The organism is Halorussus marinus, assembly GCF_004765795.1.
Taxonomy (GTDB): domain Archaea; phylum Halobacteriota; class Halobacteria; order Halobacteriales; family Haladaptataceae; genus Halorussus; species Halorussus marinus.
The window spans coordinates 256,278-271,908 of the sequence record NZ_SBIV01000005.1; the positions used below are offsets into that span (position 1 = coordinate 256,278).

Sequence of the window (15,631 nt, forward strand, 5' to 3'; positions counted from 1 at the left end):
CTTATTGTGCCGAACTGCTCGGACATCTGTCTCGTTTCCGAGCGTCACGCCCGCTTGTAGCTGACCGTCAGTCCCTGTCCGAGCGGGACCGCCGCGGTCTCGAAGTCGTCGCTGTCCCGCACCTCGAGGAGGTAGTCGGCGACCCCGCGGGTATCGGCGTCGAGGGCCGCTTGGTCGGCGCCTTCGACGGCGTCGAGGATCGCCTCGAAGTCCTGCGCGCCGCTCTCCATCGCGTTGTCGGCGATCACCACGCCGCCGTCGGCGACTTTCTCCCGGACCGCGTCGAGGGCGTCGGGGTAGCCGCTCTTGTGGCAGTCGATCAGCACCACGTCGAACGGGCCGTCGTAGCGCTCGACGGTGTCGAGGGCGTCGCCCGACTCGAAGGCCGCGCGGTCGGCGTAGCCGCCGCGTTCGAGGTACTCGCGGGCCGATTCGAGCTCGTCGTCGTCGTGTTCGGTCAGCACGATCTCGCCGTCGGCGGGCAGGGCCTCGGCGAACCAGTACGCCGAGTAGCCGAACCCCGAGCCGAACTCGAAGATCCGTCGGGCGTCGACCATCTGGGCCGCGAGCCGGAGGAACGCGCCCACCTCCGGTCCCACGGTCGGGAAGCCGATCTCGTCGCCGTGGGCCGCCATCTCGGCGAGGGTCTCGTCGCGGTCGCCGACCATCGCGGTCACGAACCGCTCGGTCTCGTCGGGCAGTAGCTCGAACATGGCGAATCGAACGCACGAGAGGCAGTTAACCGTTGGCGTCGGGGCGGACTCGTCCGAGCCGGCTACGGCCGGACCGCCGACCGATCGGCGGCCGTGGTCTCGGTGGCGTCGGCCTCGACGGTGACGAACGCGATGGCGCTCACCGGGAGATCGTTCTGGGTGTACGGAGCGTCGGTGACGTTGGTCACCGAGACGTCTCCGCCCTCCTCGATCGTGGTGGCGGCCTCCTGGGCGGCGCTCGTGTTGAAGTCGAACGTCTCGTTTTCGTTGGTGTCCATGTGCGGGACCGCGACGACGACCTGCGAGCCGTTCAGCGGCTCGGAGAGGTCGACCGTCACGTTCTGGCTCGTCCCGGGATCGAGGTACGAGGAGTTGCCCAGCACGGTGCCCCCCTGCGAGTAGAGCACGACGAATCCGCCCGAAGAGAGGTTCGCCTCGTCGACGACTACCGTCGATCCGTTCGAGGTCTGATCGCCGAACGCGACCGACGCGGTCCCGGTGGGAGAATCGTCGGACGCGTCGGTCGTCGTTCCGGCGGTCGTCGTCTCCTGGGCGAGCGGCGCTCCGTCGTTCGATTCTGCGACGCCGTCGGCCCCGACGGCGAGCCCGGCCAGCCCGGCCAGCGCGACGAGCAGTGCGACCGCGACGGCGCCGAGCGTCTCGTTTCGTGACATTCTCGGCCGGACAGTCGGTGCGACGCCGGATAAACGAACCAAACCGTTCTGAGCGTTTCACCCGCGTAACGCCCGACAACTGCGGACGTAAGCCCGGCTTATCGGCCCCGTCCTCACCGAGCGCCCGCCAGATCGGCGAGCGCGCCCGCCATCACCCGCGTCGCGGCGGCGCAGTCGTCCCAGTCGGTCCACTCTCGGGGGTTGTGCGAGATACCGTCCCGGGAGGGCGCAAAGAGGAGCGACGCGTCGGTCACGCCCGCGATGCGCTGGGTGTCGTGGGCCGCCCCGGAGTGGAGGTCCATCGTCTCGATACCCGCCCGGTCGCCGGCCTCGTGGGCCGCCCGCCGGGTGCGCTCGGTCATCGGCGAGGGTTCGAGGTCGAACGGCCGGTCGAAGTCGGTCTCGACCCCGCGTTCGCGTTCGAGGCGCGCGAGGCTCCGGCGCGCGCGGGCGACGATCTCCTCCATCGACTCGTACTCGACGTCCCGGACGTCGACGCCCGTCTCGACCCGTCCGGGGACGACGTTGGTCGCGTTCGGCCGGACGTCGAGCTTGCCGACCGTTCCGACCGCGGTGTCGCTGGCGTCGGCGACGACCTCGTTGGCGGCCCGCTCTACGTCGAGGACGAACTCGCTCGCGGCTGCCAGCGCGTCGGTCCGGTCGTCCATCGGGGTCGCGCCGGCGTGGTCGGCCTCGCCCCGGATCGTCACCTCGCAGTGGGTGATGCCCGTGATGGCGGTCACGACGCCCGCCGGGACGCCGGCGTCTTCGAGGCGCTCGCTCTGCTCGACGTGGAGTTCGAACCACGCGTCCCACTCGCGGGCGTCGAGGCGGCCCTCGCCCCGAAAGCCCATCGAGTCCAGCGCAGACTCAAGCGTGGTCCCCGCGTCGTTTTCGAGCGCGAGCGCTTCCTCGACCGACCGGTCGCCGACCGCGACCGACGAGCCGAGCAGTCCGCCCGCGAACTGCTGGCCCTCCTCCTCGGTGAACGAGACGACCTCGATCGGTCGCTCGGGGTCGAGGCCGGCGTCCTGCATCGCCCGGACCGATTCGAGCGCGGCGTACACGCCGAGCGGCCCGTCGAAGATGCCGCCTTCGGGCACCGAGTCGAGGTGGCTCCCGGCCGCGACCGGCGCGGCGTCGGGGTCGGCGCTGTCGGGGGTCCACCGCCCCGAGACGTTTCCGACCGCGTCGATCCGGACGTCCAGCCCGGCGTCTTCGAGTCGCTCGACGAAGTGCTCGCGGGCCCGGCGGTTCGGTTCGGTCCCCGTCAGGACCGTCCGGCCCCGGCCCTCCTCGGCGTCGATGTCGCCGAACTCGGCGTTGGCTTCGATGTCGGCGCGGAGTCGCTCGCTGTCGACGTTCATGCGCAGGCCCACGGAGCCACGGGTAATCAGTGTCGCGGGACCGGCAAGCCGGCGCCGCGTCGATCCGACGGCCGCGACCTGTCGGCCCGACAGCTATTAGTCGGCCGCGGGAGACCCCCGACTCGATGACCGACAACGCCGTGCGCGCCGAGTGGGAGCCCCTAGAGTCCGTCCGGGTCCACACTCCCGGCATCGAACTGTGGAGCGGGAGCCTCGACCCGGGACCGAACCTCTTCGAGAACCACGTCCCGCCGGATCAGGCCCGGGCCGAGCACGAGCGCATCGTCGCCACGCTGGAGGACGCCGGCGTGGAGGTCCACCAGCTCGCGGACGACCTCGCGGCCGCCGACGCGCTCGAGGACCTCGTCCGCGAGTCGGTGTCGGTCCGGACCGACGACGGCGAGGAGCCGGGCGACGTCGAGGGCGTCCTGTCGTCGTTCGACGCCCGCGAGAAGCTCCAGCTCGCGCTCGCGCGGGTCACGATGGAGCCCCACGCCGAGACCGGCGCGTCCGGCGACGGCGTGCCGGGCGGCGCCGCCGACCGCGACCGCAGTCCCGCGACCTCACTGCGGATCGACCGGCCGATCTCGAACGTCTACTTCCAGCGCGACACCACCATCCTCGGCGACCGCGGCCCGATACTCTGTGAGATGTACGAGCCGGTCCGCCGGCCCGAGATCCCCATCGTCCGGGAGGCGTGGGACGGCGTCGGCGCCGACATCCACTACGAGATGACGGGCGAGCCCGTCGAGGGCGGGGAGTTCATGCCCGCCGGCGAGTTCGCGTTGCTCGGCGTCTCCGCGGAGGTCGACGGCGAGGAGAAGGTGATTCGAACGAGCTACGGCGCGGGCGAGCGCCTCATGGCGGACGGCGCCGTGGGCTACGAGGAGTTCGGGCTGGTGCGGGCGCCACTAGAGGCCGACCGCCGGCTCCGCGAAAAGCACGACGCCGGCTCGCGGGTAATGCACCTGCTCGGGTGGTTCAACATCGCCGCCGAGGGGCTGGCGATCCTCGACGAGGACCTCGCGCGGGCGGCCGAGGTCGACGTGTACGCGAGACGCGGCGACGGCTACGAGTTCGACCACTCGACGAACACCCTCGAATACGTCCGCGACGAGAAGGGGTTCGACGTGATCGACGTCTCGTGGGGCGAACGCTGGCCGACCAACTTCCTCGCGGTCGACGACGGCGTCGTCGTCCCGCTGTACGAACCCGACGAGGACGGCGCGTACCGCCCGGAGGACAACCCCACGATCGAGGCGATGAAGGAGGTGGGCGTGACGGTGTTGCCCGACGGCGAGGGCCTGCCCCGGGACGCGCTCACCAACGGCGCCGGCGGCATCCACTGCATGACGACCCCGATCCGGCGGGGGTAGAGCCGCGCCGATCCGGCGAAGCCGGCGTGGCTGGACCACCCATTTTCGTTTACGTAAACGCAAACGGCGTTCCGAGCGGCCCGCCGACAGCCTCGTCCGTCGCTGTGCAGTTCCGTCCCGAATCCCCCGCGAGCGGCCACCATCCCCCCGAACTGTCGCGACAGCGATATGTCGCGGGGCGCCGACGGTCCGACCATGCGAGCCTACAAGTCGAAAGTCGTCGCGCCGATCCGACTCCCCGACCGCGAGGAGCGGGCGGCCAACCTCGAACGAGCAGGGTACAACGCCTTCGAACTCGACTCGGCCGACGTGTTCGTCGACCTGCTGACCGACAGCGGGACGGGAACGATGAGCCAGGACCAGTGGGCCGCGATGATGCGGGGCGACGAGGCGTACGCCGGCTCCGAGAGCTTCGACGAACTGGAAGCGGCGGTCTCGGACGTGATGGGCTTCGATCGCATCCTCCCCGCCCATCAGGGCCGGGGCGCCGAGAACGTCCTCTACGGCGCGCTGGTCTCGGAGGGCGACTACGTCCCGAACAACACCCACTTCGACACCACGCGGGCCCACATCGCGAACGCGGGCGCCGAGCCAGTCGACTGTCCGGTCGAGGGCGCGCTCTCGGGCGACCGAACGTTCGCGGGGAACCTCGACGTGGGGAAGGTCCGGGATCTCGCCGACGACGTCGGCGCCGACCGGATCCCCGCGATCGTCGTGACGATCACCAACAACTCGCTGGCGGGCCAGCCGGTGAGCGTCGAGAACCTCCGGGCGGCCCGCGACGCGGCCGACGACCTCGACGCGACGCTCGTCGTCGACGCCTGCCGGTTCGCCGAGAACGCCTACTTCGTCCGAGAGCGCGAACCCGAGTTCGCCGACGCCTCGATCGCCGAGATCGCGCGCGAGCAACTCTCGTACGCCGACGCTGTCGTCATGAGCGGCAAGAAAGACGGACTGGTCAACGTCGGCGGGTTCGTCGGCCTGCGACCGGGCGACGACGACCTCTTCGAACGCGCCCGCGAGCGGGCGATCCTCTACGAGGGCTTTACCACCTACGGCGGGATGGCTGGCCGGGACGTGGCCGCGATGGCGGTCGGGCTCCGAGAGGCCGTCGAATCGTCGTACCTCGACGACCGCATCGGGCAGGTCCGGCGGCTGGGCGACATGCTGGCCGACAGGGACGTGCCGGTCGTCCGACCGACCGGCGGCCACGCGGTGTACGTCGACGCCGGGGCCTTCCTGCCCGAGATTCCCGCCGAGCGGTTCCCCGGGCAGGCGCTGGTCTGTGAACTCTACCGGGAGGGCGGCGTACGCGCGGTCGAACTCGGGAGCCTCGCGTTCCCCGACACCGACCGCCCCGAACTCGTCCGGCTGGCCCTGCCCCGGCGGACCTACGGCGCCGACCACCTCGAACACGTCGCCGAGACGTTCGGGGCGGTCGCCGAGCGCCGCGACGCCGGCGAGATCTCCGGCCTCGAAATCGTCGACGAGCCCGAGATGGCCGAGCTCCGCCACTTCAGCGCGTCGCTCCGGCCGGTCGCGTAGCCGTCACCGACTGCTACGACGGCCGCACGCGACGGCGGTCGACGCTCACACCGCGCCGGGTTGCTTCTCGACCGGCGTCTCGTAACACTCGACCTCGAACCGGGCGCCGCCCTCGTCGCTTTCCGCGACCGAGAGCCGCCAGCCGTGGGCTCTGACGATGTCTTCGACGATGGCGAGACCGAAACCTGTCCCTTCCTGATTGGTGGTGTACCCCTGTTCGAGCACCTTCTCGCGCTCGTCTTCGGGGATCCCCTCGCCGGTGTCGACGCTCTCCCAGGCGTCGCGGGCGACGGTTTCGAGCCTGATTTCGGTGGTCTCGGTGATCGTCTCGCCCGACCGGGCCAGCGTGAGGGCGTCCTCGATGATCGCCTCCATCCGTTCGAGCTGGTGGCTGACGTTTTCGACCGACTCCGCGTGCTCGTCGTCGATGCTCGCCTCGAGGAGGTCGGCCCGGCCGATCGCGACGTTCAGGGGGTTCCGGAGGTCGTGGGCGACGATGCCGGCGAACCGGTCGAGGCGCTCGTTCTGGTGTTCCAGTCGGCGTTCGCGCCGCCGGCGCTCGGTCACGTCTCGGGAGTTGAGGACGATCCCCTCGACGTACGGGTCGTCGAGCAAGTTCGCCGCGCGGGCCTCCATGATCCGCCAGTCGCCGGCCGCGTCGAGGATCCTCGCGGCGTGGCTCCCCGCGTAGCTGTAGTCGTCGACGTGCTCGGACAGTTCGGCGAGGATGTCCTCCCGGTCGTCGGGGTGGACGTGCTCGACGAGGTTCACGCCGATCAGCTCCTCGGGCTCGTAGCCGAGCACCTTCTCGACCGACGGACTGACGTACGTGATGGTGCCGTCTTCGTCCAGCACGGTCACGAGGTCCGAGGACCGCTCGATGAGTCGCTGGAACCGCTCCTCGACGATGTGGCGGTCGGTCACGTCGCGATAGATGAGCAGCGATCCGACCGCCGACCCGGCCCGGTCGGTCAGCGTGGTTCGGCTGGAGTCGAAGTAGCGTTCGCCGTCGTCGGTCTCGACGACCACGTCCGAGCCCGACCCGCTCCCGTCGTCCGCGACCGAGCCGTACGACGGGACGACCTCCGAAGCGGGCCGGCCGATCGCGGCCTCCTCGGCGTCGAGCAGGTCGGTCGCGGCCGGGTTCACGTCGACGAGCCGTCCGTCGAGATCGACGACGAAGATCGGGTCTGTGATTTCGTCGACGAGCGTGTGTCTCGCGACGGGCATCAGATCGAGGAGGTCGAACCGGAACAGCGCGATCACGAAGACGATGCCGGAGACCGTAAACGCGAACGACGTCGGGTCCGCCGACCCCCGGGGTGCGACGTCGAGCATCCAGAGGTCGAGCGCATCGAGCGGCGCGAACCCGAACACGAGGAGCAGGCTCGACACCAGCGGCACGAGCCCGCCGATCAGCATCAGCCCGACCTGGACCCGATACCGGCGGTGGCGTCTGATCCCGACGAGCGCGAGGAGGAAGTAGCTCGCGAGTATCATCCCGTACGTGTACGCGAGGTTGAGCCAGAACACCGGGCCGTTCGTGCGGTCGGCGATCGCGAGCGGCGCCGCTCGCGTGAACCCGTCGAGGGTCCACATCAGGTCGTGGGCCGGCGCGGTCAGGACGACCGCGAAGACGACGAGCGGTTCGACGAGCAGGAGGGCGGCGAACCGCCGGTCGAGAAGCGAGTCGCGCCCCGAATACCCGAGCACGAACCACAACTGCGTCGGCGGGAGCCCGAGAAAGCCGACGTAGTTGATGAGAGAGCCGATCCGGTAGGTCGCGAGAGTCGTGCTGCCCGCCCGGACGGCGTTGCCCAGCGCGTACAGCGAGACGCAGACGAGGATCGCCGCGAACGGGATCGCCCCCCGGACCTCGCGACGCCGAACGGCGATGGTCGCGAGTCCCAGATTCAGCACCGAGACCGCGAGCAGGACCCAGGTCGGGACGCCGGGTACGAAAGACACACCGACAGGTTGTCATAATGGATAATGAAACCTTCGAAGCCGGGGGTAGTTTCCGTGACGGCGCCGCCCCGCCGCGTGGTTCTCGATTGTAGCGAATCTGATAGTTCGGCCTCGGGCAGTCGCCGCCCCGGGGCCGGACGACCCCGGACCGCTATACGCCCTCGACGGTCTCGCGGTACGCCCTGACGCGCGCGAGTGCCTCGTCGACCAGCGACGCCGCCTCGGCGTCGAGGCCCTCGCGAACGTCGTGCAGGCCGTGCTCGAAGCGCGCCAGTCGGCCGTGGTCCGGGCCCCGGGCGGCCGCGGCCATCGACTCGACCTGCTCGGCGTAGGTCGCCAACCGCTCGCTCGCCGCCGGGTCGTCGGTCGTCTCGCGGGCCTCGGTGAGCGCGTCGCTCGCTCGCTGGAGAGCGGTGTCGTCGTCGGACATGCGTGCGAGTACGGGAGAGGCTCCCAAATGGTTTCGGTCGCACGCGCGGGTCGGCCGAATCGGTGTCCTCATTTGCCCGTAGCGCGTAGATTCGAGTATGGCCTCCACGCTCAAACGCGGCCTGTACGGTCTCGTCGGACTGCTCGCGGTCGGGTTCGCGGTCCACTACGCCCTGTTCGGATCGCTCCCGCTCGGGAAGCCAGAACTGCTGAAAGACGACGACGCGTCCGAGTGGGACGAGGTCGAAGCGTAGCCGGCCGCCCGCCCGACGCCCGATTCTGCGAGTCGGCGATCCCCGGAGCCGACGGTGCGACCGCCGGCGACTCAGACCATCGCCTCGGCCGAGACCGACGGGTGTTCGCGGAAGTACGCCACCAGTTCCTCGACGTAGCTCTCGAACGGCGGGCACGCGACCCCCGATCCCCGGAGGTCCCGGATCGCGTTCGCGGCGGTGTAGCTCGTCGGGTGGACGAAGTAATCGAGCACCGCGGGTTCGACGCCCAGCGCGTCGGCGACCCCCGGGAGCGAGTCGAGCGCCCGGCGGGCGACCCGCCGGGAAGCCGGCACCGTGAGGACGCGTTTGTCGAGCGCCGAGCCGAACGCCCGGAGCATCCCGCCGGCCGTCGGCGGATTCGGGTCACAGAGCTGGTACACCTCGCCCGCCGAGTCCTCGCGGGCGCTCAGGTGGTCGATCGCGTCGATCACGAAGTCTCGCGGGACGACGTTCACCTCCGCGGCGTCGAGGTCGCCGAACCGCGGCACCACCGCGAGGCGGGGCTGGCGCGCTAGCAGTCTCAAGACGTTGTACGGCCCGTCGTACTTTTGGGTCGCGCCGGTCCGGCTGTCGCCGACGGTGATCGCCGGGCGGTAGACCGTCGCCGGGAGCCCCTCGTCCATCCGGCGCTGGACCTCGACCTCCGCGAGGTACTTGGTCTCCTCGTAGCGGTTGTTGAACGACTGGCCCACGTCGAGGTCCTCGTGGGTGAACACGCCGTCGTGGCGGCCGCTGACGTAGCAGGTGCTGACGTAGTGGAACCCATCCAGATCCGGAACGCCCTCGGCGAAGTCGAGGACGTGCCGGGTCCCCGCGACGTTGACCGCCATCCCGACCTCGCGGGCGACCCCGAGGTCGTACACCGCCGCGAGGTGGTACACCTCGGTCGCGTCGGCTCGGAGGTCCTCGTAGTCGTCGCCGAGCCCGAGGTCCGGGTCGGTAACGTCGCCCTCGTGGAGGTCGATCCGGTCGACGTCGTCGCCGGCGATCTCGACCGCCCGGGACTCGGCGGCGGCGCGGTACTTCGGCTGGACCAGACACCGAATCCGGGCGTCCGCGGGGAACCGATCGAGGAGGCGCTCGACTAGCGCCGAGCCCAGAAACCCCGGGAAGCCCGTGAGGAAAACCGACCCCATCACCGGACCCCCGGCAGGCGCGCCATCGCCCGGAGCGCCAGCGTCATCCCCTTGGCGTACCACCCCTTGGGGACGCCCTCGGGCGGGTGGAGCGACCCGGCGCGCTGTTCGGCGACCGTCTGGGACTCGGTGTACCGGAGCAGGCCCTGCCGACCGTGGCGTCGACCGAGTCCCGAGTCCTTCATCCCGCCCATCGGGGCGTCGGTCGAGGCCCACGCCGCGGCGTAGGCGTCGTTGACGTTGACCGTCCCGCAGTCGATCCGGCGGGCCAGCCGCCGGCCGCGCTCGGCGTCCTCGGTCCAGACGCTCGCGTTGAGCCCGTACTCGGAGTCGTTGGCGCGCTCGATCGCCTCGTCGGCCGAGTCGACCGCCGTGACCGCGACCACCGGCCCGAACGTCTCCTCGCGGGCGAGGGCCATCTCCTCGGTCACCCCGGTCAGCACCGTCGGCTCGTAGAAGTACGGCCCGATATCGGGGCGCGCCCGGCCGCCGGTGACCACGTCGGCGCCCTTCTCGACGGCGTCGTCGACGTGGGCCTCGACTTTTTCCAGCTGATCCGACCCGACGAGACTGCCCACGTCCGGCGTCCAGTCGTAGCCCGCCGCGAGGTCGAGCGCGCGGGTCCGCCGGACGAACCGATCGAGGAACGGGTCGCGCACGTCGCGGTGGACGTAGAGGCGCTCCATGGAGAGACAGAGCTGGCCGGCGTTCGCGAAACACCCCCTGACCGCCCCCGCCGCGGCCGCGTCGAGGTCGGCGTCGCCGAGCACGAGGAGGGGGTTCTTGCCGCCGAGTTCGAGCGAGCAGTCGACGAGGTTCTCGCCCGCCCGGCGCGCGACCGCCCTGCCGGTCTCGGTGCTACCGGTGAAACAGACGTAGTCGACCGCGTCGACGAGCGCCCCGCCGGCCTCGCTCCCGGTGCCGGTCACCACCTCGAAGGCGGCCTCGGGGACGCCCGCCGTCCGGAGCAGATCGCGGATCGACAGCGCGGCGAACGGCGTCTCGCTCGCGGGCTTGAGGACGACCGCGTTGCCCGCGAGCAGTGCGGGGATCGCGTCCGACACCGCGAGCGTGAGGGGGTAGTTCCACGGCGAGACGACGCCGACCACCCCGACCGGACGGCGGTGCTCGACGGTGCGAGTCATCAGCGGAAAGGCGCCCTTCCGGCGCTCGGACGCGAGGTACTCGGGCGCCCGGTCGGCGTAGTGGCGCGCGGTCGAGGCCACGTCAGCGACCTCCTCGAAGGCGTCGATCCGGGCCTTGGCGCTTTCGAGTTGGATCACGTCGAGCAGTTCGTCCCGGCGATCCAGCACGAGGTCGTGGAACCGCGAGACGACCTCGGCGCGCTCGGCCGCCGAGCGGTCGGCCCACGACGGCTGGGCGTCGCGAGCGCGCTCGACCGCCGCGTCGACGTCCGCGCGCGAGCAGGCCGGGATCTCGCCGATCGGCGCGCCCGAGTAGGGGGCCTCGACCTCGATTCCGGGCCGGTCGTCGCCGGCGGGGACGGTCGCCGACAGCGCCGAGAGCGAATCCGGGCCGACTCGCGCCGGAAACGCGTCCGCGTGTGGCTTCATGCCGAGGCGTTGGGGCGCCCGACGTATCAGGATTCGCCAACGCGGTCGACCCGATCGGTCGGCGTCGCTACTCGTGGCCCGACACCCGAACGGGCTCGTAGGGCTCTTCGAGGTACGCGAGATCGCCCGACGTGAGGTCGATGTCGAGCGCCTCGACCGCGTCTTCGAGGTGCTCGACGCTGGTGGTGCCGACGATCGGCGCGTCGACCCAGTCCTTGTGGAGGAGCCACGACAGCGCGATCTGGGCCATCGTGACCCCCTTGTCGGCCGCGAGCTCCTGGACCCGCTCGTTGATCTCCGTGCCGCCGCCCTCCCGGTAGGGGTGTTCGTACATGTGTTCCTCGGTGTCTCCCCGGGTGGTCGCGTCGATCTCCTCGTGGGGCCGGGTGAGGTACCCCCGCGCGAGCGGGCTCCACGGGATCACCCCGATCCCCTCGTTCTCACAGAGCGGGAGCATCTCGCGTTCTTCCTCGCGGTACGCGAGGTTGTAGTGGTTCTGCATGGTGGCGAACCGTTCGAGCCCGAGCCGATCGCTGGCGTGCAACGCGTCGGCGAACTCGTGGGCCCACATCGACGACGCCCCGACGTACCGGGTCTTGCCGCGGCGGACGGCGTCGTCTAACGCCTTCAACGTCTCCTCGATGGGCGTCTCGTGGTCGAGCCGGTGGATCTGGAGCAGGTCGACGGCGTCCATCCCGAGCCGGTCGAGGGAGTTGTCGAGTTCCTGTTCGATCGCCTTCCGCGAGAGCCCGCCGGAGTTGGGGTCGTCGTCGTCCATCTGGAAGTACACCTTGGTGGCGACGACGTTCTCCTCGCGGCGCCCCTCCAGCGCGTCGCCGAGCACGCGCTCGCTCTCGCCGTTCGAGTACATGTTGGCGGTGTCGAAGAAGTTGATCCCCAGTTCGATCGCGCGGTCGATGATCTCTTCGCCCTCCTCGGGGTCGAGCACCCACGGCCGCCAGTCGCTCGATCCGAAGCTCATACAGCCCAGACAGAGCCGGCTCACCGTCGTCCCCGTGTCGCCGAGCGTGGTGTACTCCATGCGCGAACGGTCGCTCGCGGGGCGTATAAAGGTGGGTTCGCCGGCAGGCCGTCGGCGGGCCCCGTCCGCTCGCGGCGTACCGAAAGGAATAACCCATTGTTTAGGTTTGCCTAAAACATGGACGGAGCGAGATTGGATCCGGCGACGCGGCGCGAGTACCTGAAAGGCGGCGCCACGCTCCTCGGGACGGGACTGCTCGCCGGCTGTACGGGCGAGACGGACGCTGAGTCGACCGCGACCGAGTCGGAGGCGACCGAGACGACGACCGACGAGACGACCACGACCGCGGACGAATCTCACTCGGTGACGATGGCGCCGATGGGCGAGGTGACGTTCGACGCGCCGCCCGAGAGCGCGTTCGTCGCGTTCCCTCAGTACGCCGACATGGCGGTGGCGCTCGGCCACGGCGACGCCGTCAACACGGTCTACGTCCCGGAGATGTCCGGGACGACGATGAACCACTACTACCACCACCTCGACGGCGTCTCCTTCGAGTGGGAGGGGCTCGTCGACCCGCTGGCGGACGGGCTGAACAAAGAGGAGCTCTACGACCTCGACAGCGACGTCCACTTCCTCGACCCCGCCTACGCCGTCAGCGACTCGAACTGGGCAGAGAGCGACGTCGAGGACGTCGCCGAGGACGTTGGGCCGTGGTTCGGGAACTTCTACAGCGGGACCCGGGCCGAGCCGCCGGGCTATCGGGACGTCTACGAGTACTACGACCTGTGGGACCTGTTCGAGAAGGTCGCCGCGGTGTTCCGAGAAGGAGAGCGCTATCGGGCGCTCGAATCGGTCCACGCCGACCTGCTGGCGACGATCGAAGAGCGGCTCCCGCCCGAGGACGACCGGCCGACCGCCGTGCGGGTGACGGTGAGCGAGGACCAGTTTTACACCTATCACCTCAACGAGCCGGGGTACTGGCTCGCGGACACCCGGCCGCTCGGCGCGACCGACGCCTTCGCCGACGAGGAGTGGTCGAATCTCTGGGGTACGGTCGGCCACGAGGCGATGGCCGAGGCCGACCCGGACGTCATCCTCCACCTCTGGGGGATGACCCCGCGGTACGCGACCAGCGAGGCCCGCCGGACCTTGCGAGACCACCCTGTGGGGAGCCAGCTCTCGGCGGTCAGGAACGACCGCGTGTACGCCCACGGAATGCGGTATCAGGGCCCGATCATGAACCTCTTCCAGTTGGAGATGACCGCCAAACAGCTCTACCCCGAGGCGTTCGGCGAGTGGCCCGGGTACACCGACGGCGAGCCCTACCCCGAAATCCCCGCCGACGAGCAGTTGTTCGACCGCGACCGCGTCGCCGCCGCGGTAAACGGCGAGGTCTGAGCGCCCACCCGAGCGACCGCCCCGCCGACCGCCCTCGACACCTCCGAGCCGGCGGGCCAGCGACCTTTTGGCCGCCGACGTGCTACGTCGTCGTATGGGTACAGACATCGACGGAGAGCCGGTCGACGTATCGGTCGCGGCCGAACCGCCGGGGATGGAGCGAGTCCGAGCGATCAGCGACCTGCTCGACGAGGCGTTCGAGATCCCGGGGATCGGGTACGAGATCGGACTCGACCCGATTCTGGGGATCCTGCCGGTCGGCGGTGACAGCGTCTCGGCGGCCATCTCGCTGTACATCGTCGCCGAGGCCGCCCAGATGGGCGCCTCCCGGGAGACGCTCGCGAAGATGCTCGTCAACATCGGCGTCGACGCGGCCGTCGGCTCGATCCCGGCGATCGGCACGATCTTCGACGCGGTGTTCAAGGCCAACAAGCGAAACGTCTCGATTCTCGAAGAGGAATTCGGCGCCAGCGAGTGACGCTCAGTCGGGGCGCACCCAGCAGTAACCGTAGCCGTCGAGGTCGAACCGCCACGCGCGCGCTCGTTCGCTCCCGTCGGTCGCGTCGTCGGCCGGCCGGACCGACGCTCCGTCCCGACCGAACGCCACGGTCGGGTCGCCGTCGAGCGCGATCGAGACCGCCGTCGGCGAGTCGTCGAGGTTGTGGACCGCGACGACCGCGCCGTCGTCGCCGGCGATCCGGTGGGCGAACACCGCGGGATCGTCGACGTCGAGCACCTCGCAGGCGCCGGTGCCGATCGCCGGACACGCGTGGCGGGTCCGGATCAGCCGGCCGAACCACCGGAGCAACGAGTCGGGGTCCTCACGTTGGTCGGCGACGTTGACCGCCTCGTAGCCGTACCCGCCGCCGGCGATCACCGGCCGGACGAGGTCGTCGGCGTCGGCCGGCGAGAAGCCGCCGTTGGGCTCGTCGGCCCACTGCATCGGCGTCCGGACGGCGTCTCGCCCGGGCAACGAGAGGTCCTCTCCCATCCCGATCTCGTCGCCGTACACCAACAGGGGCGCGCCGGGGAGCGAGAACAGCAGGCTGTACGCGAGTTCGATCCGGTCGCGGTCGCCGAGCATCGGCGCGAGCCGCCGCCGAATCCCCCGGCCGTAGATGCCCATCGCCTCGTCGGGCGCGAACGCCTCGAAGACGGCCTCCCGATCGGCCGTCGGCAGGCGCCCGAGGTTGAGTTCGTCGTAGTTGCGCAGGAAGTTCGCCCACTGGCCCTCCTCGGGGATCGCCGGGAGGAGGTCGAGGACCCGCCGGAGGGGGTCGGCCCGGCGCTCGGCCAGCGCGGCCACGAGGTACGCGTCGAGCAGGAAGTTCAGCAGGACGTTGCACTCGTCGCCGTCGCCGAAGTAGTCGGCGAGCCGATCGGGCTCGTCGTCGGCCTCCGCGAGGAGCACGGCGTCGTCGCCCCGGCGCGCGACGAACCGCCGCAGGTCCCGGATGACGCCGTGAGGGTCGTCGAGCCGCGTCGATTCGAGCCCGCCCTTGTTGTCGATCATGAGCGTGGCGGCGTCGACCCGGAAGCCGTCGACGCCGAGCCGGAGCCAGAAGTCCATGACGTTGCGGATCTCCGCGCGCACGTCGGGGTTGGCGACGTTGAGGTCGGGCTGGAAGTGGTAGAACCGGTGGTAGTAGAACGCCTCGGCCGCCTCGTCGTAGCTCCAGACGGTGTCCTCCTCGCCGGGGAACACCGGGCCGCGGTCGGGGTCGGGCCACTCGGGCGGGTCGTCGACCCAGACGTAGTAGTCTCGGTACGGCGAGTCTGGGTCCTCGCGGGCGCGCCGAAACCACGGGTGCTGGTCGGAGGTGTGGTTGACCACGAGGTCGACGAGGACCCGGATCCCCAGACGGTCGGCCGCGCGAACGAACGCCACGAAGTCCCCGAGCGTGCCGTGGCGGTCGTCGACGCCGTAGTAGTCGGCCACGTCGTAGCCGTTGTCCCGGTTCGGCGACGGGTAGAACGGGAGGAGCCACACGCAGTCGACCCCGAGGGCGTCGAGGTGGTCGAGTCGGTCGATCAGTCCCGGGAAGTCGCCGACGCCGTCACCGTTCCCGTCTGCGAACGCCTCGACGTCGACGGCGTAGAACACCGCGTCGTCGTACCACCGTTCGTCGGTCGCCATGCGCGGTTGCCCGGGACGACGCCGACGCGGAAAACTCCTCGGGCGGCGGCGCTCGCG

14 protein-coding genes are annotated in these 15,631 nt (G+C 70.3%); 5 read left to right on the forward strand and 9 right to left on the reverse strand.

What is annotated here, in order from left to right:
* Positions 1–44 precede the first annotated feature (44 nt).
* The 3 genes from EPY72_RS12110 to EPY72_RS12120 all read right to left on the reverse strand — a co-directional run bounded on the left by EPY72_RS12110 (position 45) and on the right by EPY72_RS12120 (position 2,754).
* A complete protein-coding gene (locus EPY72_RS12110; RefSeq protein WP_135806593.1) occupies positions 45–713 on the reverse strand; it encodes an O-methyltransferase in 669 nt (222 codons plus the stop codon).
* A gap of 62 nt (positions 714–775) precedes the next feature.
* Entirely contained in the window at positions 776–1,387 is a 612-nt protein-coding gene (locus tag EPY72_RS12115) for a DUF7282 domain-containing protein (RefSeq protein WP_134671487.1), read from the reverse strand.
* 113 nt (positions 1,388–1,500) lie between these two features.
* Complete coding sequence (locus tag EPY72_RS12120) at positions 1,501–2,754, reverse strand: M20 family metallo-hydrolase (protein WP_134671486.1); 1,254 nt, start codon at positions 2,752–2,754, stop codon at positions 1,501–1,503.
* 125 nt (positions 2,755–2,879) lie between these two features.
* On the opposite strand from EPY72_RS12120, the gene EPY72_RS12125 reads away from it, so the two are divergent.
* A complete protein-coding gene (locus EPY72_RS12125; protein WP_135806594.1) occupies positions 2,880–4,130 on the forward strand; it encodes an arginine deiminase family protein in 1,251 nt (416 codons plus the stop codon).
* 195 nt (positions 4,131–4,325) lie between these two features.
* Positions 4,326–5,675 (forward strand): tryptophanase, encoded by a 1,350-nt coding sequence (locus tag EPY72_RS12130; RefSeq protein WP_134671484.1) that lies wholly within the window; start codon positions 4,326–4,328, stop codon positions 5,673–5,675.
* Positions 5,676–5,720: 45 nt separating this feature from the next.
* Here the strand turns inward: EPY72_RS12130 and EPY72_RS12135 are convergent, their stop codons facing one another.
* Together EPY72_RS12135 and EPY72_RS12140 are read right to left on the reverse strand one after the other, a co-directional pair.
* Complete coding sequence (locus EPY72_RS12135; protein WP_135806595.1) at positions 5,721–7,643, reverse strand: histidine kinase N-terminal 7TM domain-containing protein; 1,923 nt, start codon at positions 7,641–7,643, stop codon at positions 5,721–5,723.
* Positions 7,644–7,794: 151 nt separating this feature from the next.
* Entirely contained in the window at positions 7,795–8,073 is a 279-nt protein-coding gene (locus tag EPY72_RS12140) for a DUF7553 family protein (protein ID WP_134671482.1), read from the reverse strand.
* A gap of 97 nt (positions 8,074–8,170) precedes the next feature.
* On the opposite strand from EPY72_RS12140, the gene EPY72_RS19465 reads away from it, so the two are divergent.
* Positions 8,171–8,326, forward strand: coding sequence for a hypothetical protein (locus EPY72_RS19465; protein ID WP_167599462.1), 156 nt, complete (start codon positions 8,171–8,173; stop codon positions 8,324–8,326).
* Positions 8,327–8,397: 71 nt separating this feature from the next.
* Here EPY72_RS19465 and EPY72_RS12145 read toward each other — a convergent pair whose 3' ends face one another.
* The 3 genes from EPY72_RS12145 to EPY72_RS12155 all read right to left on the reverse strand — a co-directional run bounded on the left by EPY72_RS12145 (position 8,398) and on the right by EPY72_RS12155 (position 12,099).
* Entirely contained in the window at positions 8,398–9,483 is a 1,086-nt protein-coding gene (locus EPY72_RS12145; RefSeq protein WP_135806596.1) for an SDR family oxidoreductase, read from the reverse strand.
* Complete coding sequence (locus EPY72_RS12150) at positions 9,483–11,057, reverse strand: succinic semialdehyde dehydrogenase (RefSeq protein WP_135806597.1); 1,575 nt, start codon at positions 11,055–11,057, stop codon at positions 9,483–9,485. Before EPY72_RS12150 ends, EPY72_RS12145 begins: the two co-directional genes overlap by 1 nt.
* 67 nt (positions 11,058–11,124) lie before the next feature.
* Positions 11,125–12,099, reverse strand: coding sequence for an aldo/keto reductase (locus tag EPY72_RS12155; RefSeq protein WP_134671479.1), 975 nt, complete (start codon positions 12,097–12,099; stop codon positions 11,125–11,127).
* A 117-nt stretch (positions 12,100–12,216) separates the two neighbouring features.
* Between EPY72_RS12155 and EPY72_RS12160 the strand changes: the two genes are divergently transcribed.
* Both EPY72_RS12160 and EPY72_RS12165 read left to right on the forward strand, forming a co-directional pair.
* On the forward strand, positions 12,217–13,437 hold the full coding sequence (locus tag EPY72_RS12160; RefSeq protein WP_135806598.1) for an ABC transporter substrate-binding protein: 1,221 nt from the start codon (positions 12,217–12,219) through the stop codon (positions 13,435–13,437).
* A 94-nt stretch (positions 13,438–13,531) separates the two neighbouring features.
* The gene (locus EPY72_RS12165) at positions 13,532–13,915 is read left to right on the forward strand and encodes a DUF4112 domain-containing protein (RefSeq protein ID WP_134671477.1); all 384 of its coding nucleotides are present in this window, start codon (positions 13,532–13,534) and stop codon (positions 13,913–13,915) included.
* Positions 13,916–13,918: 3 nt separating this feature from the next.
* Here EPY72_RS12165 and EPY72_RS12170 read toward each other — a convergent pair whose 3' ends face one another.
* Entirely contained in the window at positions 13,919–15,574 is a 1,656-nt protein-coding gene (locus EPY72_RS12170) for an alpha-amylase family protein (RefSeq protein WP_135806599.1), read from the reverse strand.
* Positions 15,575–15,631: the final 57 nt, after the last annotated feature.